Origin of the sequence: Nostoc foliaceum FACHB-393, assembly GCF_014698505.1 — a bacterium.
In the GTDB taxonomy this organism is placed as follows: Bacteria; Cyanobacteriota; Cyanobacteriia; order Cyanobacteriales; family Nostocaceae; genus Nostoc; species Nostoc foliaceum_A.
The window spans coordinates 1-24746 of record NZ_JACJTD010000022.1 but is presented as its reverse complement, the minus strand read 5'-3'; the positions used below and the strand labels follow the sequence as shown (position 1 = coordinate 24746).

Genomic DNA, 24746 nt, shown 5'->3' with positions numbered 1-24746 from the left:
CGTAACCCATACTATGGCCAATCTGTACAGTGTGTAAGTACTAATTTTGTTAACTGCAAGTAGAATTATTTACAAAAATTTTGCAGATATATTTAAATCCTCTGCTATGTAAAAGATATAGCTTCTGGTGATGGAGTGCTGATTTGAAAATCTAAATCGTAAGGCGGGAATTTATGCGAGCCTCTCAAAGGGAGGAGCTTCGCTAACACAGATTCGTTGATTAGCTCGATTCAAATGAGTATTCTATCGTTTAAAAAATAACAACATTCCATGTGGATTATCTAAAAATACATCTTTATTACTATTGTGATTTTGCGATTCATCCCCTTGTAAATCTTGACTTGAAAGTGAGTACACATCAGTTGCAACTAGCTGATATCCTTGAGTATTGAAATAACCAACTAGTTTATCAGGCATGACATGAGATGCACCGTAAATTGGTAACAAATTATGTTCAATTTTATCCTGGTCTAAAATATTTAATTGCACAACACCTGTACGACAAAATATATCAAAATCAATCGGCTCGACTAAGCCACTTGTAGTAATTTCTATTGAATCTAATTCCATCGCCAGTTGCTCTATACTCGCAAAATTACACGACCACGGGTTGCCCATTAAAAATAACCGTATCGATATTGCCTCTGGCTGCACCTTCACAATATCAAGTAATGTTCTCGTAACGGCATCTGGTTGCAAGTAATCTAATACTCCATGAACCGAAACTAGCCGCAGGCTATTTGGAGTGTAAAGTTTTGTCAGTTCTAATTCTGCTAGATTGCGATCGCAAAAATAATTTAACTGTAGGTTTGGGTATTGGCTGCGTAAAGCTAAAAACTTTTCTGGCGGATTAATAGCAATGTCGTAACAGTCGATTGTCGGAAGTTGGTAGCGCGTCAAGTCAACTCCCTCAAAACCAAAAAAAACTTCACGTTCGGCAAAACCTGCACCCAAGATAGCTGCACTGTCACCATTACCTGAAAGAATCGCTTCCCAAGTGAGGGGATAAACATTGGGGGTAAGCTCTAAAAGTCTAGCTCGACTAATCTCTAGAATATTGCCACTGCCCTTATTTTCTAGGAATCTTACTGCCATAAAACCTCGCTATATTATGAAATAACCTTGGGACGACTGATTAGGGTGATATCTTTACCTTCGCCCAAACGGTACACTTCTGTGCGATCGCCAACATCAATTTCAAAAAACCGATAGCTTGTAGTAAACCGCGCCCACGGTGCCAAAGGATTAATTTTTGGGAGATTGGTTGTTGCTTGGTAAGTAATTTCAAACCCCACTCCCCCATCTTGCTTGAACATCCGCAAAAAACATTCGTAGTCTCTAGCGTGCCAAAAATCAGTCGTTCGACGACGCACCACATCTTGTGAGTCAGAACTCATCGCCCGTGCTGCTGATGCGGACACGATTAATTGCAAATTGTCAGACATTCGCGTTAAAGCAAGTTTCTTGTCTGGGTTTGAGAATATTTCATCAACAATTGGTCTAAGCTCAGGGTGCAAACAAGTTTCAGCAATGTAAAACCCTGAATACTTGCTGATAACATTCTTAAATTCCCGATCAACTAGTCTTTCGCAGTCACAACTAACCGACTTTCGTAGGCTTGCAAAAATCAAGTCTTCGTATAACTTCTGCTGCGATGCTGGCGCTGCTGCAAGAATTTTGAATGCAGACCCACGCATCCCCTGAGTTCCTATCAAAGCACAGGTACAATCGAGGGATGCCGCCCACATTGCTAGAAATTTCCGATAGTTGGTATAAAGCATTAATGCTTCCTGGTAGTCAGGAGCTTTAATTTTGAGTAGATGCTTTACTGGATTAGGTTTAATTTCCCATCCAGGCTTGCATAGTAAAGTCCACAACGTTGAGGAATCTTCAATGGCATCCATGCATTTATCCCCTCAGCAAATTAATGACAATTATTTGTCTGTCCGTTCTTGTCAAACCTCATGCGGGATATTAAATCCTTAAGATGGGCTGGGTCTACACCAAACCTATGAGCAATGTCATACTCCTCATCTTCAGTTGGCGGTGCATTTAGTGTAAGTAAATGCTCCAAAAAAGGTTGCGACCCCCCTAAAGGCAAACCATCATCCGTAAAAGGTAATCTATGTTCGTGCATTGACTGCTCAAACACCGCAGGGCGGGTATTTTGTAGCCACGCTACAACCTCACCAGGTTTTGGCGGCTCTATCCCCAGTCGATCGCATTCTTCTAATAACTCGTTTGATAATTGTGATTCTACTGCGGAGATGCTGTGCGATGCTCCTTGAGGAGCCGCCAAGGGCAATTCTCCTGCGGAGACACTGCGCGATCGCACCTCCAAATCCTGCAACCATTCCTGTAGTTTTCCTGTCTCTGGTAACTGCAAATCCAGCGCCCGACAAGCAGCTAAAAATTCTTGTCCAATAGCAGCATTAGCATATAACTGCCCCAACCAAGTAGCAAATTCCTCATTTTGAGGTAATTCTATCCCTTGTTCAAGGCTAAAAGTTTGCAGTTTCTTTCCTAAACGAATTCTTTCTAAAAGCTTTGTACCAGTATCTTCTTCATCATTAATAATTTGAGGGTCATTTGACCCAAAAGCCATTTTGTCTAAAAGCCAAATAGCTATTTGTCCTGATTTTGGAGCTGACAAATTTAGAGTTTCACAAGCAATCAGCAGCTCAGTTCCCAAAGACGTATAACTTGCAAGCCACTCCTCTAAATTACCTGACCGAGGAGCAGTAAATCCCTTTTGAGATAAACCAACAAGCTCTAAACCCAAATTCACCAAGTTCCTAACTACCATTGACAAGCTTTTACCCATATCAGGTATTAGCTTCTCAATTTGACCTCGCATATCAACACTAATATGGACTGTCACGCGGTCTTTCTCTGCATCTACAGGACGACCACGCTTCGGAGGTAGCTTCGGGTTTTGTTCGGGCTGTTGTTTACTCATGTTACTTCAGTCTATCGGAACCACAAAGCATATTTGAAGCCTTTGTATGCTGAATCGTTAATAAACGTAACTATTTGGCAGTGCAATTTGTTTTTTACACTGCTAAAAAATTACAAAATGTAAATAAAACACATACATAATTAGTTGATTTGGTATTCTTCAATCAAAAGCACAAAAAAGTTGAGATGGCAGAAAAACACCTGTTTCAATCAAAATTTCTGCACGAGTCCAATATGAAATACTGCGAAATCTTCAAAAACTTACCCAAAGAAGGCTTAGAACCCAGACAATTTCTACGCCACTGTTTTGATATCGCTGAACTCACTCCCAGAGAACTGCTCGAAGAAGAAACCGACTCACAATACCGCAAAAAATGTATCACTGTACTGTGTGCAGTCTTAGGTGTACAAAGACCAACAGTTCGCAAGTGGGGAAGTGACCTCAACTTTGACGGGATGCCCAACTACTGCAAAGTTTCACTTGCTTACATTCATGCCGCCGAAATCGTGCCAAAGCAGCTAAAGAGCATCTTGAGAGGAGAATATAGCGCACCGGAAGTAGATGCTCAAACGTTTCTAGAAAAAATACTCCTTCAAGGGTTAACTGAACAACAAGTACTACAAACCGTGTCTCACGCCAATTTTCGCGCAACTTGTGTCAAAACTCTCACGCAAGTATTACATATTGGCACCAAGTCAGTCCAAGATTGGGGTCAGGATATGTCGTTTCACAAAATGCCCAAAATTCATAAACACACCTTGGGCTATGCCTTGGCTGCTATCTCCAAATCATCATCAGAAAATTGGGAAAAAGCGGCCTGACTTATTTAACTAGTCGAATTAGGAAACTTAGTCTTAGATATTAAGACCGCGCATACAATATCATGACTACAACAACTTTTGCAAATAAATTATACGTCGAGCAGCATCAGGTAGACTCCAATCCTACCACCCACATAGAGCAAAGTACCCTAGAGTACCTCCATACGGCTTTCCTACTCTATGAGTACAAGCAGACTTACACCAAAAAAGAATATCGCGCACTGTTAAAAGAGTATGGCTGGGATAAGGGCAGTACTGAGGAAAGGCGATCGCTCCGAATTGCCGAGAATTTTCAAGCATTTATCAGTTGCCCGGAACACTTGGCAGTTTTACCAATAATGAACTCAACAGCAGCAAACAAAAAAATAGCTGTTAGCCTATTCTCCGGGGTGGGTGGATTTGATTTGGGATTTAAAGCAGCAGGATTTGAAATAGCGATCGCCATTGATAATAATCCCATCGCCCTAGCAACATACCAACATAATTTCCCGCACACCACAGTCTTGTGCAAAGACATTCGGGAGGTGACAGGAGAAGAAATACGCGCCTGTATTCAGACGAAGTATGTAGATTGGGACGGGGAAATTCATGCCGTTTTTGGTGGCCCACCATGCCAAGGATTTAGCGTTGCCGGACTGCAAAATGTTGAAGATGAGAGAAACTCGTTGGTAGGGGAGTTTGTTCGGCTGGTGTTGGAACTCAATCCCCTTGGGGCAATTATGGAGAATGTGCCGGGGATTGAAAATCAGAAGTTTGGCTGCATTACTGCGAACTTCCAAGCAGTGCTAGAAGAACATTATTTTCTCTCAAAGTGGAACCTGAACGCTTCAGATTATGGAGTTCCGCAAGCTAGAAAAAGGGTGTTTTTTGTTGCATCTAAGTTTGGAGAAATTATACCGCCAAAGCATCAACCTCAACATACAGTTAGAGATGCGATCGCGGACTTGTTGCCAGTCCCCCTACTCCCCAAGCAAAACACTCAAGAATGGCATCCAGATTGGGTGAAGGGAGAATATGCTAAGTATCTTGAAAAAATATTCCCAAATATTGGTATAGTAACTAACATTGAGACGGGATTCGCAGCGACAATACATGCACCACAAGTAATTCAGCAATTCATCAACACTCCCCCAGGTGCGAGAGAAGCTAAATCCAAATCAAAAAAGCTGCAATGGGATGGATTCTGCGTGACGTTAAGAGCGGGGAGTGGCAACCGCACCGCATTACGTCCCCTCCATCCAGAACAGCCACGGGTTATATCTGTAAGAGAAGCTGCTCGCTTACACAGTTATCCTGATTGGTTTAATTTTAGTGAGGCAATACTCAACGCCCAAAGAGAAATCGGAAATTCGGTACCCCCATTGCTTGCATATGCTGTGGGAATGCAGGTTAGAGAACATCTAGAATGCAATACCACTTATCAAATTAAGTGCCAAAATTGGCAAAACTGCCTATTTTTACCAAATTATTGCAATTTTAAGAATATAGTCGTTTTTGTCAATGAAATACTGTCTTTAAGCGGGTTAAGCAAAATCAGCAAAGAGCGATCGCCTCCACATCTGGAAGTAGAAGTGTAACAGTATCTACGGACATATAATCTCGCAACCACTCAAGCAGCCTATTAAATGTTGTAGTCAGCCTAGTTTTTGTACCATTTTGTTCACTAGCTACAACCGCATTCCAACCCCTGTAAGGCATTGGTTGTCCAGTGTCATCTCCCCAAAACACCATTGCTCAACTCCATTAACTATAAATACTGCCGTTGCTGTGATTTTGAGTACTCAGCTTTGCACTTTAGGGCGTGTCAAGCAAACACTAGGTTAGTTATTAGCATTTTCCCGTATCTTTTTTTACATTTTATCAGCCGTAACCTAAAAATTTAAATTTGGCTGAGAAATCTGTAAGAAGTTTCTAAGGTAAATATCAGTTTTTGAGATATCAATCCTTATCTATTCATAATCTTTAGATAAATTATTTAAGCAATAATCAGTTTAAAGTTCAAGCCAAGAGCTATATTGCTGATTGATGCAGAACCTGCACCGAACGGATTAGATGTTATGCCCGGTATAGCATCTAATTTTATGCACGATCGCATTCAGGAAGGTTCAGTAATTGCAGCGAAACCACCAAACGGTAAATTTGTTTTGGATGTACAGAAATCTATCCCCGCAGTGTTGATTAGCAATGGTGTAGGAATTACGCCAATGATTAGTATGGCGAAAGCTTGTGCCCTTCTTAATCCTACTCGTCCTATTTGGTTTTTACATGGTGCTAGAGATGGTAAATTCCATGCTTTTAGGGATGAAATGAGGGAAATTTCTCGACAAAATCATAATCTGAATGTGCATTTTCGCTATAGTCGTCCTACACCTGAAAATAGAGGTAAATACCACAGTGTTGGTTATGTTGATGCTGCTCTGATTCAAGAGTTAGTACGACAAGAAGCTGAGTATTTTTTGTGTGGTTCTCCATCTTTTATGCAGTCCATAATGCAAGGATTGAAGGAATCGGGAGTACCTGACAGTAGAGTATTCTTTGAATCTTTTGGTAAACCGATGAAAAGTCAGTCTGATAAACAAACTGCGATCGCAACTGGAGATGAAAGATTTGCAGAGATTGTCTTTGCAAAATCTGGCAAAACTTTGACATGGCAACCTAGTGATGGCACTATCCTAGAATTTGCCGAAGCCAATGATATTAATCCACCTTTTAGTTGTCGTGTAGGTGTTTGCGGTACTTGTATGTGTAAAATCCGCGAAGGTGTAGTTGCTTACCAAGAAGAACCAACTGCAACAACTGATAAGGGTTTGGTGTTAATTTGTATTTCTCAACCTGGAACGGCAAAATTGGTGTTAGATATTTAATAAATTCCTCTAATAATCAAGTAATATCAAGCATATTATCTATCAGGCTTAATATCGGTACAAAATTTTATTAGAGGAGATATGAAATTGTGCAAGTTATCTCAGTCAACGTAGGACTTCCCCGTGAAGTACTTTGGAAGGGCAAAACAGTTACAACTGGGATTTTTAAAGAACCAGTTGAGGGACAAGTGATGATGCGAGCGCTCAACTTAGACGGTGATAGACAAGCTGATTTGAGTGTCCACGGAGGGAAAGACAAAGCAGTTTATGCTTATCCATTCGAGCATTACGACTATTGGCGGCGCAAGTTACCTGACATGGATTTGCCCTGGGGAATGTTTGGTGAAAACTTTACCACAGTTGGGCTGTTAGAGGATGAGATTAATATTGGCGTTCACGAAGTGTGCGCGATAGCGCTCTCGCTTCCGAATCGGTAGCGCAGAGGTAATGGTGACTCAACCTCGAATGCCTTGTTATAAACTGGGAGTCAAGTTTGGACGTGCTGATATAGTTAAACAGTTTTTAGATAGCCGCCTAACGGGGTTCTACTTTGCGGTGCTGCAAGAGGGTCAAGTCGGAAATGGTAATAATTTGGAGTTAATCAGTCGAGACTCAAACAATGTCACTGTTGCTGATATTACCCGACTTTATGCACGAGAAACACACGACTTAGAACTGTTACACCGCGCCGTACAAGTTGAGGCTTTACCTACAGGTTGGCGAGACTACTTTCAGCAGCAAATCGAGAAGTTTAAAAGATGAATTTTATTAATGTTAGAAAATAAAGCTGTAACCCATTCTCTGTATAAATTATTTTATTTTGCCAGAGTTATGCAGGAGATTAATCTGTCACAGCGATCGCACTTCTATAGTTTCTAGTTTAATGATTCTACGCGAGAAGCAGTGTTTAAACTTAAAGTTTTTTAGTGTTGCTGAATTTCAAAGGCTGCTTTCCAAAATTGGAGCATTTCAGGGAAGGCAATATCTAAATTTATTACACACGCATAAGAAGATTTCATTTTAGCTTCATCTAGATTTGCGATATCCAGATGTTCTAGTAATTCATATTCAGACTTATCAATGGGCAAGGACATTCTTGCTTCAAAGTGATCCGTATTAAAGAAAAATTCAACGGATGATGGATTTTTCTTTATTTCGTTTCTTATTTTTCTAATGTGAAATATATAATTAATATTTGTTTTTAAGAAGGAAATAATTTCCAGATTAAGATGATCGATGTCCCCACACATTAGACGTTTGGCAAACGGCAGAAAGTCTTTCGGGGTTTGATTCCCTGATGAAGCTGTTTGCTGACTTATTCGACCCAGCAGTAGGTCAAGCAATTCTCGACTGTTCAAATAAATATCTCTAAAGGCGGAGAGTAGATTGATCTCATTTCCAAAACCTTTCAGAAACAATGCTGTGTGTTCGTCAATTTTGTGTAGATATGGCTCTTTCAGCTGTTCAGCAGAGAATTTAAATTGAGCGATTGCCCTGTTGATTAAGGCCAATCGAACATCGTCTTTTTCTAGAAATTGGTGATGTTGACCGAAGCGCATAATGAAGTTTTAATTATTTATTAAGTGGTATGGTGCGTTAGCGTGCAGCATAACACACCCTATTATTTGTTAAACTGTGCTTTTGGAATATTTATGTATCATATTTGCGATGATTCTGTTTTATCTGATTTTGAAATTTTTATTAACTCTATACCTTGACATTTACTCGCCACTTCGTTGTATAAAGGTACAAAGGCTTTAATCTCACTAAGTACACCATGTTTGGGTGATTTTACAAGAGTTACATTTATGATGGCTACTGGTTCACCATTTTGCATATAAAAATCAACTACTGTGCCATCAACACTCATTAAGCTCCATACATCAGGATGCCCACTGTCCCTTGTCCAACCGTAAACATCCAACGACAGAAGGTACAAGATTTGCTCTAGGCAACTTTTCATACACTTTAAGAAAGATAATATATCTACGTAAATCCAGTAGTCTTCTGGTCTAATTACAGCGATTTTATCTATATGTGAATCAATCTTATCTCTTACAATACGCAAATTACTTTTATTATCTGTAGGTACTTCTACTATAAATTTTTTTTTCCTACTGATGATCTCTTTGTGTTGAGTAGATCCTATCAGTGTGTAGTCTTTGGCATTACTTTCTAATTCGTTAAACATATCCAGAATGCCAGATCCCAAAGCAAAAAGCGGGGATGCAAGTTGCTTTACTAGTCGCTTCTCGGAAGTAGGATCATTAAGTTTAGCTAGACCTTCCATGCTTTTTGAAAGATCCCGCATCGCTTCGAGGCATCGGAGTAATTTAAAAGATATGTCATTTGAGCCACGCCAAACTGTAGTGGCTTGTGATAAAGCTGGGTCATTAATTTCTGGTTCACTCCGATCAGCATATAAAGGAATACCTCTTTTTGGCTCTTCTCCACTTTTTTTTTCCGTCTTTTTTTCCGACATATTATACTTCGATCTGTGTTAGATTTATAGTCTAATATAGCAACTGAAAAACGATTTGATTGGGCTACTTATAATTTAAGCTTGATTAGCAATTAAGATTCTAGTTGAAACAAATTCAAAAATTGATCTTTCATCAACTCTTAATACCACTCTCAGCACATTATAGGATTCATAACTGATAATCCAAATATCGATCGCCAGAAAGAGTGTTGACTTATGTGTATTGAATTTGGACAGTAAATCTGATTTATTTTGATAATAAAAATTAATATAAATTTTTCCTGAGTTTATCCGAGATTTTTATTTATCAATTCACCTAGCAAATTTTAATCAAAATATCAGCCCAATCTTTGATAAAAACGTGATACTCAATATATCAAATTAATTAAAATAAAGTGCAGATATGCACGGGGTGAGATGATGACAACTCCAACCCAAGAAGAAATCAGATTAGCAGAAGCCCAAAATCAGATATCCCATTGGCGCAGATGGGGGCCTTATTTAAGCGATCGCCAATGGGGAACAGTACGCGAAGACAACAGCCCCAACGGTACAGCTTGGGACTATTTCACCCACGATCAGGCTCGTTCTCGCGCCTACCGTTGGGGTGAAGATGGAATTTTTGGTATTTCTGATAATCATCAGCGACTTTGTTTTGCGTAGGCGTAGCCCGTCGTAGACATCGCTCTATAGCTGAATAAACTCGGTTCTTCTTCTATTAAATAAAGGAGTTCACAACCTCATGTCAATTCATAACTTTACTCTCTCCCGTCAGTTATTACGCAACTTGTCCATCATTTCGCTGACTTTTTTACTCCTATACGGTGCGTCTCGTGTGATGCTTTCTGCTCCCGCCACTGATATCTCGAATGCTGCACCGCAGGGAAAGCAAGTAGCGGTTTTCGCTGGTGGGTGCTACTGGGGAATGGAAGCAGTTTTTGAGCATCTATTAGGTGTTTCTGATGTCGTTTCTGGCTTTTCTGGAGGCGATGCAAGAACCGCAGACTACACACTTGTCAGTGCTGGATTAACTAATCATGCTGAATCCGTAAAAATCACTTACGATCCATCAAAAATATCATATAACCAGCTTCTGAAGGTCTACTTTTTGGTAGCGCATAACCCAACAGAGTTAAATCGACAAGGCCCAGACTCAGGTAAGCAATATCGTTCGGCGATCTTTTTTGCTAACGATGAGCAGAAACAAGCTGCACAAGAATATATCGCTCAACTCAACAAATCGCAAATCTTCGACAAGCCGATTGTGACGGAATTAGATCCTTTGAAAAGTTTTTATCAGGCTGCGGCATACCATCAGAATTATATAGTGCATCATCCGAGCGATCGCTATGTTGTAATGAATGACTTGCCGAAGCTGGCTAAACTTCAAGCAAAGTTCCCTCATATGTATAGCAAGTAAGGGGATTTGTAGCATTCGGCTTTTAACATCCCCCTGAACCAGTGAAAGATTAGCCTATCCTGTAAGATGCTCGTCCATGCTTCTCCAGATATTGCTGATGATACTCTTCCGCTCTATAGAATTGCGGTGCAGCTACAATCTCCGTCACAATTGGATTTTTGCGATAACGAGAACTATTTTCAAGCTGCTCCTTGGAGGCTCTTGCTAATAATTCCTGCTCTGGAGTGTGGAAAAATATCACTGACCGATATTGATAACCAACATCTGGTTCCTCGTGGTTTGATGCTGTGGGATTGTGCTTATTCCAAAACACATTTAGCAGTTGATCGTAAGATACTATTGCTGGATTGTATTCCACTTCCACTGCTTCAGCATGTCCAGTTTTGCCTCTACAGACATCTTCGTAGGTTGGATTTTCAAAGTGTCCGCCACTGTAACCAACTGCTGTAGAAGTTACTCCTTTTACTTGACGAAATGCTGCTTCAACTCCCCAGAAACAGCCTGCTCCAAATGTCGCTTTTTGTAGATTAGCGTTTTGCATGTCTTTGACAACTATTTTGTGATAATTCTAAATAAAAATCATCAAATCAGATAGATACTTGAGAAGGAAATATTTTCTCAAAGCTGCCTGATTTATTTTAATTATTAGAATTACAGATTATCCTGATACGAGTATGGTATAAAGCTGAATATTATCTAAGAATTGGAAAAAATAGTTAAATCTAAAATTACTACTACAGCACGGCGTAAATAAAATACCCATTCCAAATCAATGGAAGGCTTGCAGTATCTAAATTACGAATTACGAATTATGAATTACGAATTACGCATAACGGTACTAGCTTTTGCTAACTGTAGGAATATTTCGTAGAATACTCACTATTTCAATTGGGTCTAACCGTTTAGTATAATCTGCATCAACAAAAGCATAAACGATTTTTCCGTCTCGATCAACTACAAATGTAGCTGGAATAGGTAGTTCAAAAGACTCATCTCCATTGTATCTAGGTAACACATGACCCTTTGACTCTAATATAGGTCTTAGATACTCCGGGATTTGAAACACAATTCCAAATTGACGAGCAATCATATTGCTGCGATCGCTTAATACTTCATAAGTTAGTTCATGTTTTTCTACAGTTGATATGGTATGACGAGTAGTTTGAGGTGAAATAGCAATTAGTGATGCTCCTAATGTTTTAATTGCAGGTAATGCTTGCTGGAGTCCTGCTAGTTCTAAGTTACAGAAAGGACACCAAGAACCTCGAAAAAAGGAAATAACTACAGGCCCACTAACTAGTAATTTTTGTAATTCTACTGCTTGACCGAAAGCATTAAGTAGAATGAAATTAGGAATAATATCTCCTACCTTTAAAGTTTGGTCAATTATACCTGAATAAATTAGCTCATTTTTGATAGACTCTGTAAAATTCATCGTAATTTTCCTGAAAGTTAACTTATACTTTTATGTACCTTTCTAGAGAAATACTGTTGCAGTGAATTTACTGAAATGAGAAAAGTAGACCCTTGGATTTGCATTACTGAGATAATTGCTTTAGGTTCCAAGGCATGATTATCATCTACTATTCTTGTTGTTTTTATACACGTTAAGCTATCCGTTCAATGAGCCGGGAATAATCCGTTCAGCACAAGTGGCGCAAGTGTTTTCGCCGCTTAGTAGTTCGTACAATAACGGCTTGAAACTGAAGCGATCGCGCTGTTCAATTAAAATAATCGGATGGGAATAATTTTGCTGGCTTAAGTGTAAAGCTGTAAACAGTCCAGCGAAGCCACCACCCAGGATGACTGTGGGATGAGACTGAGACGCTCGAGAAGAATAATTGAGAATGTATCGCTAAGATGCAGAAACCACCCATGCCGAAAAACTGGATTATTAAAGTAGACAACTATTTCCATGCAAACCCCAATTGCATTATCGCCACCGCCCATGTGGACAGGTTTCCCACAAACCTACCCCTAGAACCCAACATCCGGGAACCAAACCGCAAAAGTGCGACATACCGACAAATCTTTGACTCTGTGACGACTCAACCAGAAAAATTCTTCTCTCGTCACAGTGGAATCGTTCTGTCAGCCAATAAAGTTAAACCTAGCAAAAACAAAACCGAACTGGAGTTAGAAGTCTTAGAAGCTAGCGAGGGGGGTAGCGATGGCATTATCAACGGAGGTCACACAGTTTTAGCATTTGAGCAAGCTAAAAATTACAAATATGACCTAACCCAAGCCAGAGTCAAAGTTACCATCCACATCGGACTCCAGGAAGAGGAGGCTAAAGATATCGCTCTCGCCTCAAATACCACATCGCCAGTGGATTCTCGCTCCAAAGTCAACGCCAGGGGAGATTACAAATTTATCAAGCAGTATTTAGCCCAGTTAGAAAGAGCAGAAGATAGAAAATTTAGAATAGCCTATTACCAAAACCAAAGCGGCGCTCCTAGAAATGCACAGTGTAATGTTAACCACTTGTTCAAGCTGATCAACTGCCTCGACAGAAATAGATACAATCCCGACGGCAATAAACGAAGCAAGCACCCTACAGGTACGAATACCCCAAGCCAAATCACAGACACTGAGAGAGAAAGATTAACTCTTCTACTGCCTCTACTTCCCAAAGCTCTGTGGATAGAGCAAAGACTGTACGAAATCATCCAAGAACATATCAGCAACCCCAGAAGAAAGGGTGTCAACGATTTAGCATCAATCGATACACGCAAAAGTACCTTGCTTCCCGATAGCAAGTACTCGTTTGGGTTTGGTGCGCCAACTGACCTGGCACTACCCATAATTGCATCCTATCGGGTATTCCTAGACCAAGACTATAACTACCTGGTGCTTGAAAGCATGGCAGAAAGGCGCAGGCGAATTTATTCTCTACGAGACGCTGCGCGTTAAGCGTAGCTATGCCGCAGGCTTTACGCCGTCCCCATTCTTCAATTCCCATGCTTAAGTTAACGGTAGTTCAGCACCGGAGTCTTCTCCAAAAAGCCAATCGCCATCACTGTTTGAATTTACCTCGCCATCCACTTGAAGATTTAAAGAAGGCACCAGCTGTTCAATTTGGCTTTCAAGTCGGGAGAGCGCCAACGTCAAAGAAGCAAGTTGCTCCCTATCCTTCTTAATTTCATTTGAAATTCCCACCCGCAATTGATTTACCCTTTCCTGGAGGGTATGCACTTCCGTTTTGGTCGCAGAAGGAATACTCACTTTCTCTGACAGGGCGGCGATTTGAGCTTTCAAAGCTTCAATTTCGGCAGCAGTTGCACTATCTGCACTATCGGGACTCTCTTCTACAAGTGCATTTCTAATACAATCCAGCACAAACTCTTTAAAAGTTAAGCGCAAATCCTCAGCACGCTGCTTGGCCTGCTTCACCAACTCCCGGTCTTCTTCTGACAGAAGTTTTATATTTATCTGCGGATATTCCACCAGTCCCTCGCGCTTTTGTTGTGGAGAAGTGATTTCTAACCAGTTCTTTAACCATTTGCTTTGAGTTCTAATATTTACTCACTCCCCCTACCTCTCTATCTCCCCCTACTATCATCGCATACGGGATATCCGCGTATATACGATATAGATGATTCTAGATGGGCAATTGGATCGTGTCTGGGAAACAACTATCATAAAGATACCGGGAATTATAGTTCTCGGCATCATAATTATCAGTGGGGGTTGGGGATTTATCTTATGGAAAATTTACCTGTATTAAGCGTGGAATCACTTGCAGTGGAGATGGTAACTCTGCCGCTTGATCAAGCCCGGGTTGCGCTTGTGGATTATTATTTTCCCAACCGCCAGAGAATTAATTCGACGGAGCAGCTAATTGAGCTATGGGTGCATTCTGTCACTATTAAAAGCGACCAAACTCGACGGGCATATCGGCAAATTGGTTATGAGCTTGCTGATTATATGCAGTCGCGGTTTGGGATATCTGATTTGAGGATGGTAACGTTATTCCATCTACACGCTTATCTTGCTTGGCTGAAAGATGAAAAGCCAGTACGGGGACAGAAAAATACTTATGGAATTAGTAAAAATACGGCAGCTAAATACACTGCGGCGATTAAAAGTTTGTGGGAGTGGGGTACTAGAGCTTCTATTGGTTATTTTGCTATCGACTTGGGCAAGGACTTAAGTATCCAATGGGACGATAAGCTCGCAGAGCGCATTCTGTCGGAACGCGAGATTGCTAAGTTGGAAAAAGCGGCGATTGAAGTAGATTTGCAACACAACACTAATAAGATGCATTGGCTGCTGTTGACTCTCGTCTTTTACAGTGGAGTGAGGGCGGGAGAAATTGCGCGGCAAACTTCTGATTATGGTAAGCGTATAGTTACGCCGGGGTTATTTTGGCGGCAGTTTCGGGAGGATGGAGATTGTCTATTGTTAACTGTGACGGGGAAACGAAATAAAACCAGAACCATTAGTCTCGATCCGGAGACGAGTGCAGTGCTACTGGATTACCGTGGCGATGCCAGCAATGATCAGCCGGTGTTTCCTAGTCCCAGCCGGCGGGATAGGGGTAAACCTCTAAGCGATCGCGGATTGCGGTTGATGATGGCGGAAATTTCTGCTAGTGCGGGAATTAAGTTCAGTGCCCACTTTCTGCGCCACACTCATGCGACGCTGGCTAAGAAAAATGGAGCTTCTGATTTCGACTTGCAAGCAGATTTGGGCCATGCTTCGCCTGCGACAACTGCAAAGTACATTCACCATGTCGGGCGTGTTGGGACTTCTCACGCACTGCGTAAAAAAAGCAAACATCGGTAAAAAAGCAATCGCCACCGGTTCATGGCGGGTACGCCATCGCGCTCATGCGCTCCAAAATGATACTGTCAAGGTAGTTATCAAGATGGATGACGCGCTTATTCGGTCGTGTCCAGTCCCGGTTAACCTAGATAGTACCTAGACATGAGCCAAACAGGGAAAAACAAGAAACTGGCATCTTTTAACTGTGACCAAAAGATGTGGGAGCAGTTTATCGCCCGTTGCCGGGAGAAAGGCACGACGGCAACAGCCACGCTGACCCAATTTATCGAACTCTACCTAGATGATATAGATAACCTTGATGCAATTGGTGGCGATAATTTAGATAAACGCTTGGACTCTAAGATTAAGGCAAGTGTTGAGGAGTACTTAGTTAATGGTAATAATAGTAACGGCAGTCCTACGAATGAAACGATATTAGCTATTTGCTCACGACTTGATAAGCTGGAGTCACAGTTTTCAAGTGAATCTAATAGCAACGAAACCACAGCAATCCCTAATCTCACCAATTTATCAGAAAAAGTGGAGGGGATAACAGCCCGAATGACACAGTTTACTGAGGCGATTATTAAAATTCAAAATCATCTCAACAACCAACCGAGGCGGGGCAATAAATCGTACAATAATTCATCCTTCCAAGGGCATACTCCCCGAATCCAACCGTTGACGGAAGAAGGTTTAGCTTCAAGACTTGGTGTAAGTCAAGAAACTGTACGCGAACAGCGAATGAAGCTGCACCCACCGCTTTTTGTGGCATGGTGCAAGGGCAAGGATAAATCGGGTATGGGATGGGAATTTAACGAAAATACGGGATCATATCATTCGGTAAGTTAGTATTTTTATTATTTTCAAGAATTTCTGAATTTACACTGATTCGCTCGCCGAATAGAGCGATCGCAGATAAGAAAAGGAGCGCAATCATTATTTTTGCAGCAAGGTAAAATATATTGGAAACGCTCTTTTATCCGAAATGACGCCAACCATAAATAAATTTATGCGACTCCAATTCGTTCTATCAATTGCTACGTAAATTATTTTCTCATCCATAGTTAAAGTATTCTGATTATTCTGTAACTGAAAACTAAAATTTTAATCATGTAGGGTAGGAGTACATCTGACGAAGTAATGCAGGGAAATGACCGAACTATATAAGGCTGGAATCATTGAGATAACAGAAGCAGAAGATGAAGATGAAGATGAAGATGAAGATGAAGATTTATTTGACGTTGCGGTGCATTTTGACGGCGATATTTTTCTTCCCAACGTCGTTTTTGAAGGCAAAGACCACGCATTGCGGCAAGCTAAAAAGCTCTATGATTGGCTAGAAGCTAATCCAAAAGAAATCAAGGGAGAGCAACTGCGTTGGCAATCATACACAGTTAATCGTGAATCTCTAAGAGAGTATCCAGCCTGCTATTTACCTTACTACTATTCAACATATGAGCAAAGTTTAGAAGTTTCAATTATTGAGCGAGACCAAGAAGCCATTGCTTATGGTTGGTTGAGCGCTGAACCTTTACCTTACTATATGGATAAAGAAGATAGTTTGGTAGTTCTTGGAGACATTTCAGATGATGCTGTGCTTGCTGGTTGGGATAAAGCTATTGATATACGCATTCACATTTACTCTTTTATCTACCAGTCAAATAGCAGTCACAAGCTTTAATAATCAGTTGAAAATTAGGAGCTTTAGGTGCAGCGAAAAATCGAATTAAAAAGGGGTGTTGATAATACATCTGTTGAAGCCTATTTGGGAGATTTAGTCCAAAGACATGTTGATGATTATGTCAATTATTGGGTAGAAAGCTTAAGGTTATTTAGTCAATCAGATAAATACTGGGATTGGATATTCAAATTAAGATATATTGCCAATCAAGAAAATCTTGAAGGTTACGCAATTGAGTGCGAAAACAAAACTCAAGGATTAATGATAATAGAAACGCAAATGCACGGTTCCCGGTTAAATATTGGTAAGAGGCTAGTTTATGTTGATGGTATTGCCACTGCCCCCACTAACCGAATCGAGATTCAACGCCCGCCTCAATTCAAAGGTGTTGGTCAAGCACTATTAAATTTCGCAAGAATTAGAAGTGTTGAGCTTGGGTATGAAGGTAGAATTGGGTTGCATTCCTTACCAAGGTCTGAAGGATTTTATGAAAAACAAAACATGTTGAACTGCGGTTCGGAAGAAGAATATGATAATTTAGTCTACTTTGAGTATGGTGTATTGAGACGAAGATAAGGGCTGATCCGGGTAAAAATTTATGAACCATCAACAGCAAAAGGATAATTTTGAGGCAAACGAGTCAATAACAACCCAAGAAGCTATAGATTTACTTTTTGGTGAAGGATGGCTCGAAGAGGCTGTTTGCATCGAAGATGAAGCAAATTGCACGATTGGCGCTGGTTTGGATTGGGGTAATGCATTACCACCTTTAATGCTCAACCTTCCTTTATTTGGTCGCCTATCAACGCTGCGTGTATCTCTCAACCGCGAGGTCAGGCTAATAATTGAAACATGGGATTTAGGTATAGGTACAACTTCTGCAACAGAGACTGCAAGGACACGCATTAAAGAGCGGTTGCTATCTCCTACGCCTGAGTTAATACCTCACTTGGAAGCTACTTTGTTGCAAGATGATTTATACGGTGAGGAGTTTATATCTAACCGCGAAGCCCTCAAATCGCTACTTGCAGTAGTTCTTACTGATGCTGATAGAGAAGAAATTGCAGAGAAGGCTGCTAATTCAATACGCACACAAGTTATGTCACAGGTGAATTTTTCCGGAAAACTTTCTGCGTAAATATAATCACAATAATATCGCGTCAAATTAAATCGAAATTAGTTTTCTGCAACCCAAAAGGAACTGATTAATGACTGGTAAAAACCGCAGTCGCTATTCTTCAAACTGGGATAATATCGCACTTGAGGTCAAATCCAAATCAGACTGGAAATGCACGCGCTGCGGTATGCAATGCTTACGTCCAACTGATAAAAGAGATGGGTTAAATCGTAGAGAACGCAGCATTAAAACATTAGTGGTTCACCACCGAAATTATACGCCCGAGGACAATCGAGCAGAAAATCTCGCGGCTTTATGCAGTGGCTGTCATATGCTGTTTCATACACGCAGACGGGGAAATGTATCGCCAGGACAACTATCTTTGTGGTAGAAAAACTAGTAGTTTAAGACAAATCAATAGTAGATAGTTATGATAAAGGGAAAAGATAAATATTATCTTTCTAATTCAAGATAACAACATTTGCTGACGCAACAACTTCGTTGAAGCAATTGAAGTTGTATAGACATGAAAACTACTACGAGTTCTAACCTAAAAACTAACAAAGAATTAGTAAAATCTGCACAGCAAATTCAAAAAAGAAGCACCTTCATAAGCGAAGCAGATTACTACGACTACGAAGCAGAATTAGCACAAGAAAAATCAGACTACTATCACTTGCAGTACGGATACTAAATTCAATCTCCCTTCAAGCATCAACTCTTCTTAGTCAACAACTAGTAGCAACTAACTGCTAGTTGTTTTTTATATCAAAAGTAAATTATGACTCAAGCAATTGAACGCAAAATCAACCAACTCACTCTCAAAGAATTAAGCCTAGATGCTGCTAAACTTTGGTCACAGATAGAAGAAGCAAGCGAGTTAGGCGAACAGGGTAATGTAGAACAACTCTTACAAGAAGTTATGGGTGTTCAAGATGGTATCGAAACCAAAATCGATGCGATCGCCTGGGTAGTTGACCAGTTAAATCTTGACTTTGAAACCTGGGAGGAAAGAAAAGCGCGAGTAGCCGAACTCCACGACCGGGTAATTTCACGTCGCAAAACTCAACTTGAACAAATCAAGCGCACCCTCATCCATCTGCACGAGATTGGATTAATTAGTGACAAAAACATCGGTAAAGAAAGGATAATTGAAATCAGGGATAACCCACCAAAGGTCGCTAAATTACTAGTAGAAGTAGATGATGAAGATTTTCCTGATGAATTTAGAGTTATTAAGTACCAAGCTAATAATAAGGCAATTCTTGAAGCTTATAAATCTGGTAAAGATATTAGCAATCTTGCCGAGGTAAGTATCGGGAAGCAGGTGCGGTTTAAGGTGCAATCAGGTAGTAAGTCTCGCAACAAGAAAAACCACAACTAATGGCATACGCCCCAACCATGTGAATCAAACATAGGTATATCCCATCATTTTACAAAAATATCATCAAATGGTTAAGGGTCAAATCTTAATCATTTTTATTTTTTTTAACCTATAGCACCATTTTAAACTTCTTCAAAAAATCATCAAAACTTTGCCTGAATTTAAACTCCGTGAAGATATAATCGATGAAATTGTAGATATCAATGACAGCAACAGTAACTATGTCGGATTAGGTACAAACATCGTTACGATAGGTTGGTATATTTAACCTTATTTAGTGTGGCTAAATAGGTAATTGCAATTGATTAGGTAGTTTCTATTTTCAACTATCAATATGATAATTCAAACTACTGCTAAGTTTAAGTTTAATCTGAAGGGATGCAATCACCCTAAATAAAAACTTAAATATTAGTTATCGGGAGCAAGCTTAAAATGTCATATCACAAAAACCGAAGTATAGTTATCCATAACGCTATTATCGACAGTTTTTTTATCCTCTGGTGTTTAGTTTGGCGTACTGGTTTGGGGCTAACCTTTTTTATCATCTATGCTTCCCTTGGCTACATATATAGCTGGCCATTCTATCTTCCAATTTCGATTATTTTGGGATTTGCCCCTTGGGGTTGGAAGGTACAAGAAGAAAGAAGGGATAGAGAAGAAGAACGAAAAATGAGGAAGTTGGAAAATAAAATTGGGGATGGTTTTATCTATGCCAGAGCTGAATCAAATATCGAGATAAATTACAGGGGAGTTATCTTCCTCAACTCAGTATTTGGTCTATTTATTAGCGGCTTTTGGGGTATAATACTTGGCTGGAAAGCTATTTTGGGTATGATAGTACAGTTAGTAGATAATATCAGAACAGTTATTAAGTACATATAGATAAACAGGTTCATCTAACCAAACCAAACTCAAAAGTTATCTTATCACTATTCCTGCATCAGTTTGATACAGAAAGTATCAAAACTTGAGTTGATACTGAACCTTTGCTTAACAGGAAAGTTATCATATCAATACTCCCGAAACTCCCGACACCAACCAAAACTAAATAATTAAAATTCATTTACCCATATTAAATATTTCTGGTTTTGGGATAACATCAAAGCCGATATAGTAGTATTGTAAAAGTTATTTTTAATATCACACAAGCTAACGCTTAATATAAATGGCAACCTGGCATATCGCTTCATAAATAGCCAGTTACTAGTTATATCAACAGGAGTTAAAACAATGGAATTAGCACAGTATATCCTAACAGGACTTCTCTACGTTATTATTTACGGATTTTCTACTCTCTTTATTTTCCAATTCTTGCTAGATATATCTATCGCTTTTGAAAAACACTGTAACTGCACTACACCTACAAAACATAGCGTAATTAAAACCGAGACCTTAACTGGAAAATCCAAAATTAATATATCTAACAAAAACAAAAATAAACTATCTACAACCAAAAAGATGACTGTTCAACACTTAAGAAAAAGATGCTCACAAGCTGGAATAAAATGGAGTTATGCTATCCAAGAATCCAAAACAGGTAAGAAACGACATCTCAACCGAGAAGAAATGTTAATAGCTTTAACCAAGATTAAACAGTCAGCATAATAAAACTATAAACTGATAGTAATTTATTCTACTATCAGTTTATATAAACCTGTGATCTGGGCGATCGCTCATCTTGGAGGCTAGCTATAACATCGAAGCAAAACACCAATTGGCATCCAGGTTTTGTGGCGAGGCTGGTTAAAATTGAACGACCTCTGCGTTCACGTAGCGTCTGTCTGCGACACGCTGCGCGAACGTAGAGAGGGTTGGCAGCGATCTTGAGAGACTTAACGGGAAAAGTCAGCTAAATTTTTACGTACTGCACGCTTCAGGAATACCAACTGATGAGCAAGGCGATCGCCCCCACCGAAATAGAAGTGATCGCCTTTGCTTTCAGGCAATAAAATATAAGAAAACTGATTGGGGGCAGAAATGACAAAACTAAAAATTCAAGAATATATAGCGAAACACAAGGGTGAATTTCCAGATGGGAAAATTCACCATGAATTGCCTATGCCTACAGATGCAATATCTGTAGTTTCTGATCCACAAAACTGGCATTGCTATCCAGATAATGTGGTTAGAATTTTTCTTTCTTCTTACAAGGAAGATGGAGAGGAACAATATTTAGTAGGGGTTGGGGATTACAAGCACCCAACTATCTGCACAAATGTTTATAGTTCCCTAGATGATGTTTGCAGTTTTATTGCTAATCGCCCAGAGCAGATTTCTAAAGAGTATCTGGAAATCTGTGGATTTTATTTTCTAGAAATCCCTATATCAAGGGCTTATCGCATCTAATTGCACATCCATTCTAAACTTGCTGATCATTTCATGGATCTACAAAAAATCTGTTAACAAGATTAAACAAATGAGTTTAAGTGAGGCATACATCATCCTTGGAACTTTGTTCACGTATTTAGAAAATCATGGTTATAAGGAGCATCAAGACTTTGGTATTAATCATGAAGAACCGCAAAGCTGGTATTTAACTAGCAGACCAATGGAGTTTCTCAATTCCGGCTTCAAAGTCACATGGTATACGGTCTGCGAGTCGGATCATTTTTACGTTGAAACCCAACCTAATGGCTGGTGTCTAATAAACTTGCAGGCTTTTGATGATTATATTGTGAAGTCAGAGGAGATTTAAAAATGGCGGTCTCCAAAATAACTGACCTAATAATCGCTTATAAAACAGAAATTTCCTACCTAGAAGGAGATTTCATCTACTTAATAGAAGGGCGAGTTTGGGAATTAGATCAAAATCTCGAATTAACCACTGAAGATATTTTTGATGCTGTGTGTCAAGAATATCACCTAAATGCTGAGTTGATAGAAAAAGAACTAAATTGTAAATGTCCATTTGCATTAACTGGCTTTTTAAGGGAGTTAGAACCGACAGAAGTTTATGATTCTTCAACACTTGATTAATTAATCTATTACCTCTTTCATCGAGTCAAATCAACAATAAGCTTTTGACCACCAACACAAAACTCTAATTTCCTGCCTTATTGATAATCGTCGAGAAAACTTATATGCCTTATGCACAGCTTGTCACCTGAGTTTTCATACTCGACGCAGGGGAAATGTATCGCCAGGACAACTATCTTTATTTGGAGTCAGCTAGGGATTGAACTAAGGTACTTCCCTAAAATAAATTGCTCAAGCACAATGTGGTTTTTTCAAGGATTATTATTTTTGTGTATTACTGACTTGACTTTTGATATTCTTGATTAACCTAGTATCGTTGGTTTTAATAACTTTACAACCACAATTTGAGTTTTATAGGTGCTCAGGTAGCAGAGAATTAAATTATGTTGATCGAGTTCAATCCACTAGCAACAAGACTGGAAGATTACGCCGCGATTGCAAGGAATGCAAAAATTCGCATCAAAGCCAGAAAGCGAATCGGTACGCGCGATGATGATGGTACAGCAATTATCGAAGAATGGTGGGCTACCACTGATTTACTTGCATATCTCCCTGCATGGGATTATGAAGATAGGCAAAAGGGGCGTGATTATGCCGTAATTGCTCCACAAAGTGAATTCTATCCATCGTGGTGGTATAAGTCTTGGGAATGGCGCAAAAACCAAACACAAGAGTTAACGCGAGCTAGAAGCAGCTTTGACATTCATCCTGACGATTATGCTCAACTTCTAAGCTGTTGCGCTCGCCTATTGGATAAACTTAGTAAGCCTTTCTTAATTAGTCGTAGTGGCATTTTTTGGAACTGGCAAGACTTTAAAATTTAAGAACTATCTAAAAACTCCATCGTTCAAAAAGTGCTAATTTTGACGATGAATATTCAGCACTAAAAGCGATTGAAGATTACATAGATGTTATTCTGGAAGCTGCGAGTTCATAAGATAAAAAGGGAATTTTGATTATGGCGGATGACGTAATGCGCTCTAAAGCAGCAGAAGCAATTCAAGAAATTTCCGAACAGACCTTGTTCAAAAAAGCAACAGAGCTATGGAAACAAAAATGGCTTGCATGGGATATCCATAGACACTTATTAAGTCTGGGAGTGAGCAATGCCGTAGCCGATAAAATCACGCTTCAGGTCACAGAAGTAGATTTCTCTGGCACTAATACTTGGTCATTTTAATAATTATGACAAGGAATGCTAAATAATAAGGATAAACGCGAACACGATATAGTTTATCTGTACTATTTTGGTCAAAATTTAGAACCCATTTAACTATTGTTTATTGCAATAACTCAGTAAGTGCTTGGTGAACAACTTAGATGAAACTGGGTAAAACACTGGCTCATAGTCAGCGTTCAAAAAGAAATGCCAGCGATACTTGGTGTCAAAATCAGATGCCCATTCTTCAAAGCTGTAGTCGTAACGTTGCCCATTTCGCCATTGCTTTGCATGAGCAACTATTGTGTCAGCTTTCACCCCAAATCTTTCAGCCATTTCATAAGCAGTAAGAAAAGGTAGCTGGGTAAATTCTTCTTCTAGCTCAAATTCTTGCTCCACATTAGGTGAATCATTGGCTATTCCATCCTGTAAAGAATTTACAATTTTTTGGGATTTTTGGGTATCAGTTAAAAAAGCTGATACAAAGATGAGACCTAGCCCACTTAAGGCAACTATTTCAGTAAATGTAGTTAAAATTTCTTGAATCATGATTGGTTTGTTGGATTCTTGGGTAGATGCAATCGATATATATTCCAAAATGATGCTTTAGTAGGTGTCTAGGGTGTTGACTCTTATGTTGAAGGATTCGGAGTGAGAAAAATTAATAAGCTGCAAACTACAACATTGTACGTTTGATTTACTGATACACGTTAACGAGCGCAGTTTTTAATAACCCAAAGTAATGGAATTGGATCGAGCCATTCAATAAACCTCTACCTGTTTTAGAATCAGGAAATGCCAATAGTGAATCCAAAGCTTGAAGTTTTAAAACTTGAATTCTGAGAATTTTGCACAACTATTTATAAAAATTATCTCCCATCGTCATGTTAGAAAATGTTACTGCATGGGAACCCTAAAATGCAAAGCCATGAGGCTATTGATGGGATGTGGGTGCAATGAATTTTACTAGCAATTCTAGGGTTATAGGGCGGCTTTTACAGGAACTATCGTGGGTTGGTAGTACGATTAAAGAATATCGAGATGGTGGACGAGGATTTGAAAACGTTCTCACTGCTGAAGTATTTCTTGCATTAGACTTTCTTCCTCGTCAAT

The 24746-nt window shown here is 39.6% G+C and carries 33 protein-coding genes and 2 pseudogenes; 24 read left to right on the top strand and 11 right to left on the bottom strand.

The window, feature by feature from the left end:
* Nucleotides 1–243 precede the first annotated feature (243 nt).
* The 3 genes from H6G92_RS18855 to H6G92_RS18845 are packed head-to-tail and all read right to left on the bottom strand — an operon-like array spanning nt 244 to nt 2959.
* Nucleotides 244–1095, bottom strand: a complete 852-nt coding sequence (locus tag H6G92_RS18855; RefSeq protein ID WP_190895156.1) for a hypothetical protein — start codon at nt 1093–1095, stop codon at nt 244–246.
* A gap of 14 nt (nt 1096–1109) precedes the next feature.
* Complete coding sequence (locus H6G92_RS18850) at nt 1110–1904, bottom strand: hypothetical protein (RefSeq protein WP_190895155.1); 795 nt, start codon at nt 1902–1904, stop codon at nt 1110–1112.
* A gap of 20 nt (nt 1905–1924) precedes the next feature.
* Complete coding sequence (locus tag H6G92_RS18845) at nt 1925–2959, bottom strand: hypothetical protein (RefSeq protein ID WP_199344877.1); 1035 nt, start codon at nt 2957–2959, stop codon at nt 1925–1927.
* A 233-nt stretch (nt 2960–3192) separates the two neighbouring features.
* On the opposite strand from H6G92_RS18845, the gene H6G92_RS18840 reads away from it, so the two are divergent.
* Both H6G92_RS18840 and H6G92_RS18835 read left to right on the top strand, forming a co-directional pair.
* Nucleotides 3193–3780, top strand: coding sequence for a hypothetical protein (locus tag H6G92_RS18840; RefSeq protein WP_190895154.1), 588 nt, complete (start codon nt 3193–3195; stop codon nt 3778–3780).
* Between the two features lie 62 nt (nt 3781–3842).
* Nucleotides 3843–5357 carry a DNA cytosine methyltransferase gene (locus tag H6G92_RS18835; protein ID WP_242059200.1) on the top strand — a complete coding sequence of 505 codons (1515 nt, stop codon included), beginning with the start codon at nt 3843–3845 and terminating at the stop codon, nt 5355–5357.
* Here the strand turns inward: H6G92_RS18835 and H6G92_RS18830 are convergent.
* Nucleotides 5314–5511 carry a hypothetical protein gene (locus H6G92_RS18830; protein ID WP_190895153.1) on the bottom strand — a complete coding sequence of 66 codons (198 nt, stop codon included), beginning with the start codon at nt 5509–5511 and terminating at the stop codon, nt 5314–5316. The two genes, H6G92_RS18835 and H6G92_RS18830, sit on opposite strands and share 44 nt — an antisense overlap.
* 284 nt (nt 5512–5795) lie before the next feature.
* On the opposite strand from H6G92_RS18830, the gene H6G92_RS18825 reads away from it, so the two are divergent.
* The 3 genes from H6G92_RS18825 to H6G92_RS40380 all read left to right on the top strand — a co-directional run bounded on the left by H6G92_RS18825 (nt 5796) and on the right by H6G92_RS40380 (nt 7406).
* The gene (locus H6G92_RS18825; RefSeq protein ID WP_242059195.1) at nt 5796–6644 is read left to right on the top strand and encodes a 2Fe-2S iron-sulfur cluster-binding protein; all 849 of its coding nucleotides are present in this window, start codon (nt 5796–5798) and stop codon (nt 6642–6644) included.
* Between the two features lie 89 nt (nt 6645–6733).
* Entirely contained in the window at nt 6734–7081 is a 348-nt protein-coding gene (locus H6G92_RS39575; protein ID WP_313889982.1) for an MOSC domain-containing protein, read from the top strand.
* A gap of 10 nt (nt 7082–7091) precedes the next feature.
* Nucleotides 7092–7406 (top strand): 3-alpha domain-containing protein, encoded by a 315-nt coding sequence (locus H6G92_RS40380; RefSeq protein WP_277926758.1) that lies wholly within the window; start codon nt 7092–7094, stop codon nt 7404–7406.
* A gap of 161 nt (nt 7407–7567) precedes the next feature.
* On the opposite strand, the gene H6G92_RS18815 is transcribed toward H6G92_RS40380, so the two are convergent.
* Both H6G92_RS18815 and H6G92_RS18810 read right to left on the bottom strand, forming a co-directional pair.
* Nucleotides 7568–8203, bottom strand: coding sequence for a hypothetical protein (locus tag H6G92_RS18815; RefSeq protein WP_190895152.1), 636 nt, complete (start codon nt 8201–8203; stop codon nt 7568–7570).
* A gap of 98 nt (nt 8204–8301) precedes the next feature.
* Nucleotides 8302–9126, bottom strand: coding sequence for a hypothetical protein (locus tag H6G92_RS18810; protein ID WP_190895151.1), 825 nt, complete (start codon nt 9124–9126; stop codon nt 8302–8304).
* Nucleotides 9127–9546: 420 nt separating this feature from the next.
* On the opposite strand from H6G92_RS18810, the pseudogene H6G92_RS18805 reads away from it, so the two are divergent.
* Both H6G92_RS18805 and msrA (H6G92_RS18800) read left to right on the top strand, forming a co-directional pair.
* Nucleotides 9547–9786, top strand: a pseudogene (locus H6G92_RS18805) (hypothetical protein); the annotation flags it as partial.
* Nucleotides 9787–9868: 82 nt separating this feature from the next.
* Nucleotides 9869–10546 carry a peptide-methionine (S)-S-oxide reductase MsrA gene (gene msrA, locus H6G92_RS18800; RefSeq protein ID WP_190895150.1) on the top strand — a complete coding sequence of 226 codons (678 nt, stop codon included), beginning with the start codon at nt 9869–9871 and terminating at the stop codon, nt 10544–10546.
* A gap of 49 nt (nt 10547–10595) precedes the next feature.
* Here msrA (H6G92_RS18800) and msrA (H6G92_RS18795) read toward each other — a convergent pair whose 3' ends face one another.
* From msrA (H6G92_RS18795) to H6G92_RS18785, 3 genes are all read right to left on the bottom strand, one after another.
* Nucleotides 10596–11087: a peptide-methionine (S)-S-oxide reductase MsrA gene (gene msrA / locus H6G92_RS18795; RefSeq protein WP_190895149.1), complete on the bottom strand. Its 492-nt coding sequence runs from the start codon at nt 11085–11087 to the stop codon at nt 10596–10598.
* Nucleotides 11088–11384: 297 nt separating this feature from the next.
* Complete coding sequence (locus H6G92_RS18790) at nt 11385–11981, bottom strand: peroxiredoxin-like family protein (protein ID WP_190895148.1); 597 nt, start codon at nt 11979–11981, stop codon at nt 11385–11387.
* 177 nt (nt 11982–12158) lie between these two features.
* Entirely contained in the window at nt 12159–12347 is a 189-nt protein-coding gene (locus tag H6G92_RS18785; protein WP_390666296.1) for an NAD(P)-binding protein, read from the bottom strand.
* Between the two features lie 74 nt (nt 12348–12421).
* On the opposite strand from H6G92_RS18785, the gene H6G92_RS18780 reads away from it, so the two are divergent.
* On the top strand, nt 12422–13459 hold the full coding sequence (locus H6G92_RS18780) for an AIPR family protein (protein ID WP_242059221.1): 1038 nt from the start codon (nt 12422–12424) through the stop codon (nt 13457–13459).
* 51 nt (nt 13460–13510) lie between these two features.
* Here the strand turns inward: H6G92_RS18780 and H6G92_RS18775 are convergent, their stop codons facing one another.
* Complete coding sequence (locus tag H6G92_RS18775; RefSeq protein ID WP_190895147.1) at nt 13511–13993, bottom strand: hypothetical protein; 483 nt, start codon at nt 13991–13993, stop codon at nt 13511–13513.
* A gap of 258 nt (nt 13994–14251) precedes the next feature.
* Here H6G92_RS18775 and H6G92_RS18770 point away from each other — a divergent pair, with 258 nt between their 5' ends.
* The 16 genes and pseudogenes from H6G92_RS18770 (at nt 14252) to H6G92_RS18700 (ending at nt 23654) form a co-directional block, all read left to right on the top strand.
* Nucleotides 14252–15334 carry a tyrosine-type recombinase/integrase gene (locus tag H6G92_RS18770; protein WP_190895146.1) on the top strand — a complete coding sequence of 361 codons (1083 nt, stop codon included), beginning with the start codon at nt 14252–14254 and terminating at the stop codon, nt 15332–15334.
* Between the two features lie 141 nt (nt 15335–15475).
* A complete protein-coding gene (locus H6G92_RS18765) occupies nt 15476–16165 on the top strand; it encodes a hypothetical protein (RefSeq protein WP_190895145.1) in 690 nt (229 codons plus the stop codon).
* Nucleotides 16166–16466: 301 nt separating this feature from the next.
* Nucleotides 16467–16997, top strand: coding sequence for a hypothetical protein (locus H6G92_RS18760; RefSeq protein WP_190895144.1), 531 nt, complete (start codon nt 16467–16469; stop codon nt 16995–16997).
* Between the two features lie 27 nt (nt 16998–17024).
* Complete coding sequence (locus tag H6G92_RS18755) at nt 17025–17573, top strand: GNAT family N-acetyltransferase (protein ID WP_190895143.1); 549 nt, start codon at nt 17025–17027, stop codon at nt 17571–17573.
* Nucleotides 17574–17595: 22 nt separating this feature from the next.
* Nucleotides 17596–18135 (top strand): hypothetical protein, encoded by a 540-nt coding sequence (locus H6G92_RS18750; protein ID WP_152591053.1) that lies wholly within the window; start codon nt 17596–17598, stop codon nt 18133–18135.
* A gap of 70 nt (nt 18136–18205) precedes the next feature.
* Nucleotides 18206–18505 carry an HNH endonuclease gene (locus H6G92_RS18745; protein WP_190895142.1) on the top strand — a complete coding sequence of 100 codons (300 nt, stop codon included), beginning with the start codon at nt 18206–18208 and terminating at the stop codon, nt 18503–18505.
* A gap of 135 nt (nt 18506–18640) precedes the next feature.
* A complete protein-coding gene (locus H6G92_RS18740) occupies nt 18641–18808 on the top strand; it encodes a hypothetical protein (protein ID WP_190895141.1) in 168 nt (55 codons plus the stop codon).
* 87 nt (nt 18809–18895) lie between these two features.
* Nucleotides 18896–19498 (top strand): siphovirus Gp157 family protein, encoded by a 603-nt coding sequence (locus H6G92_RS18735; RefSeq protein ID WP_190895140.1) that lies wholly within the window; start codon nt 18896–18898, stop codon nt 19496–19498.
* A 432-nt stretch (nt 19499–19930) separates the two neighbouring features.
* Nucleotides 19931–20380, top strand: a complete 450-nt coding sequence (locus tag H6G92_RS18730) for a hypothetical protein (protein ID WP_190895139.1) — start codon at nt 19931–19933, stop codon at nt 20378–20380.
* Between the two features lie 348 nt (nt 20381–20728).
* Complete coding sequence (locus H6G92_RS18725; protein ID WP_190895138.1) at nt 20729–21103, top strand: hypothetical protein; 375 nt, start codon at nt 20729–20731, stop codon at nt 21101–21103.
* A gap of 372 nt (nt 21104–21475) precedes the next feature.
* Nucleotides 21476–21844, top strand: a complete 369-nt coding sequence (locus H6G92_RS18720) for a hypothetical protein (protein WP_190895137.1) — start codon at nt 21476–21478, stop codon at nt 21842–21844.
* A 70-nt stretch (nt 21845–21914) separates the two neighbouring features.
* The gene (locus H6G92_RS18715; RefSeq protein WP_190895136.1) at nt 21915–22193 is read left to right on the top strand and encodes a hypothetical protein; all 279 of its coding nucleotides are present in this window, start codon (nt 21915–21917) and stop codon (nt 22191–22193) included.
* A 2-nt stretch (nt 22194–22195) separates the two neighbouring features.
* Entirely contained in the window at nt 22196–22474 is a 279-nt protein-coding gene (locus H6G92_RS18710; RefSeq protein WP_190895249.1) for a hypothetical protein, read from the top strand.
* An 82-nt stretch (nt 22475–22556) separates the two neighbouring features.
* Nucleotides 22557–22670, top strand: a pseudogene (locus H6G92_RS39565) (HNH endonuclease); the annotation flags it as partial.
* 187 nt (nt 22671–22857) lie between these two features.
* Nucleotides 22858–23298, top strand: coding sequence for a hypothetical protein (locus H6G92_RS18705; protein WP_190895135.1), 441 nt, complete (start codon nt 22858–22860; stop codon nt 23296–23298).
* Nucleotides 23299–23432: 134 nt separating this feature from the next.
* Nucleotides 23433–23654, top strand: coding sequence for a hypothetical protein (locus H6G92_RS18700; RefSeq protein ID WP_190895134.1), 222 nt, complete (start codon nt 23433–23435; stop codon nt 23652–23654).
* A gap of 93 nt (nt 23655–23747) precedes the next feature.
* Here H6G92_RS18700 and H6G92_RS18695 read toward each other — a convergent pair whose 3' ends face one another.
* Entirely contained in the window at nt 23748–24182 is a 435-nt protein-coding gene (locus H6G92_RS18695) for a hypothetical protein (protein ID WP_190895133.1), read from the bottom strand.
* Between the last annotated feature and the right edge of the window lie 564 nt (nt 24183–24746).

What these genes read in the sequence shown, in the direction of transcription:
- H6G92_RS18855 (WP_190895156.1), bottom strand. Translation starts at nt 1,095, where the DNA reads ATGGCAGTAAGATTCCTAGAAAATAAGGGCAGTGGCAATATTCTAGAG.
- H6G92_RS18850 (WP_190895155.1), bottom strand. Translation starts at nt 1,904, where the DNA reads ATGGATGCCATTGAAGATTCCTCAACGTTGTGGACTTTACTATGCAAG.
- H6G92_RS18845 (WP_199344877.1), bottom strand. Translation starts at nt 2,959, where the DNA reads ATGAGTAAACAACAGCCCGAACAAAACCCGAAGCTACCTCCGAAGCGT.
- H6G92_RS18840 (WP_190895154.1), top strand. Translation starts at nt 3,193, where the DNA reads ATGAAATACTGCGAAATCTTCAAAAACTTACCCAAAGAAGGCTTAGAA.
- H6G92_RS18835 (WP_242059200.1), top strand. Translation starts at nt 3,843, where the DNA reads ATGACTACAACAACTTTTGCAAATAAATTATACGTCGAGCAGCATCAG.
- H6G92_RS18830 (WP_190895153.1), bottom strand. Translation starts at nt 5,511, where the DNA reads ATGGTGTTTTGGGGAGATGACACTGGACAACCAATGCCTTACAGGGGT.
- H6G92_RS40380 (WP_277926758.1), top strand. Translation starts at nt 7,092, where the DNA reads ATGGTGACTCAACCTCGAATGCCTTGTTATAAACTGGGAGTCAAGTTT.
- H6G92_RS18815 (WP_190895152.1), bottom strand. Translation starts at nt 8,203, where the DNA reads ATGCGCTTCGGTCAACATCACCAATTTCTAGAAAAAGACGATGTTCGA.
- H6G92_RS18810 (WP_190895151.1), bottom strand. Translation starts at nt 9,126, where the DNA reads ATGTCGGAAAAAAAGACGGAAAAAAAAAGTGGAGAAGAGCCAAAAAGA.
- msrA (WP_190895150.1), top strand. Translation starts at nt 9,869, where the DNA reads ATGTCAATTCATAACTTTACTCTCTCCCGTCAGTTATTACGCAACTTG.
- msrA (WP_190895149.1), bottom strand. Translation starts at nt 11,087, where the DNA reads ATGCAAAACGCTAATCTACAAAAAGCGACATTTGGAGCAGGCTGTTTC.
- H6G92_RS18790 (WP_190895148.1), bottom strand. Translation starts at nt 11,981, where the DNA reads ATGAATTTTACAGAGTCTATCAAAAATGAGCTAATTTATTCAGGTATA.
- H6G92_RS18780 (WP_242059221.1), top strand. Translation starts at nt 12,422, where the DNA reads ATGCCGAAAAACTGGATTATTAAAGTAGACAACTATTTCCATGCAAAC.
- H6G92_RS18770 (WP_190895146.1), top strand. Translation starts at nt 14,252, where the DNA reads ATGGAAAATTTACCTGTATTAAGCGTGGAATCACTTGCAGTGGAGATG.
- H6G92_RS18765 (WP_190895145.1), top strand. Translation starts at nt 15,476, where the DNA reads ATGAGCCAAACAGGGAAAAACAAGAAACTGGCATCTTTTAACTGTGAC.
- H6G92_RS18760 (WP_190895144.1), top strand. Translation starts at nt 16,467, where the DNA reads ATGACCGAACTATATAAGGCTGGAATCATTGAGATAACAGAAGCAGAA.
- H6G92_RS18750 (WP_152591053.1), top strand. Translation starts at nt 17,596, where the DNA reads ATGAACCATCAACAGCAAAAGGATAATTTTGAGGCAAACGAGTCAATA.
- H6G92_RS18745 (WP_190895142.1), top strand. Translation starts at nt 18,206, where the DNA reads ATGACTGGTAAAAACCGCAGTCGCTATTCTTCAAACTGGGATAATATC.
- H6G92_RS18740 (WP_190895141.1), top strand. Translation starts at nt 18,641, where the DNA reads ATGAAAACTACTACGAGTTCTAACCTAAAAACTAACAAAGAATTAGTA.
- H6G92_RS18735 (WP_190895140.1), top strand. Translation starts at nt 18,896, where the DNA reads ATGACTCAAGCAATTGAACGCAAAATCAACCAACTCACTCTCAAAGAA.
- H6G92_RS18730 (WP_190895139.1), top strand. Translation starts at nt 19,931, where the DNA reads ATGTCATATCACAAAAACCGAAGTATAGTTATCCATAACGCTATTATC.
- H6G92_RS18725 (WP_190895138.1), top strand. Translation starts at nt 20,729, where the DNA reads ATGGAATTAGCACAGTATATCCTAACAGGACTTCTCTACGTTATTATT.
- H6G92_RS18720 (WP_190895137.1), top strand. Translation starts at nt 21,476, where the DNA reads ATGACAAAACTAAAAATTCAAGAATATATAGCGAAACACAAGGGTGAA.
- H6G92_RS18715 (WP_190895136.1), top strand. Translation starts at nt 21,915, where the DNA reads ATGAGTTTAAGTGAGGCATACATCATCCTTGGAACTTTGTTCACGTAT.
- H6G92_RS18710 (WP_190895249.1), top strand. Translation starts at nt 22,196, where the DNA reads ATGGCGGTCTCCAAAATAACTGACCTAATAATCGCTTATAAAACAGAA.
- H6G92_RS18705 (WP_190895135.1), top strand. Translation starts at nt 22,858, where the DNA reads ATGTTGATCGAGTTCAATCCACTAGCAACAAGACTGGAAGATTACGCC.
- H6G92_RS18700 (WP_190895134.1), top strand. Translation starts at nt 23,433, where the DNA reads ATGGCGGATGACGTAATGCGCTCTAAAGCAGCAGAAGCAATTCAAGAA.
- H6G92_RS18695 (WP_190895133.1), bottom strand. Translation starts at nt 24,182, where the DNA reads ATGATTCAAGAAATTTTAACTACATTTACTGAAATAGTTGCCTTAAGT.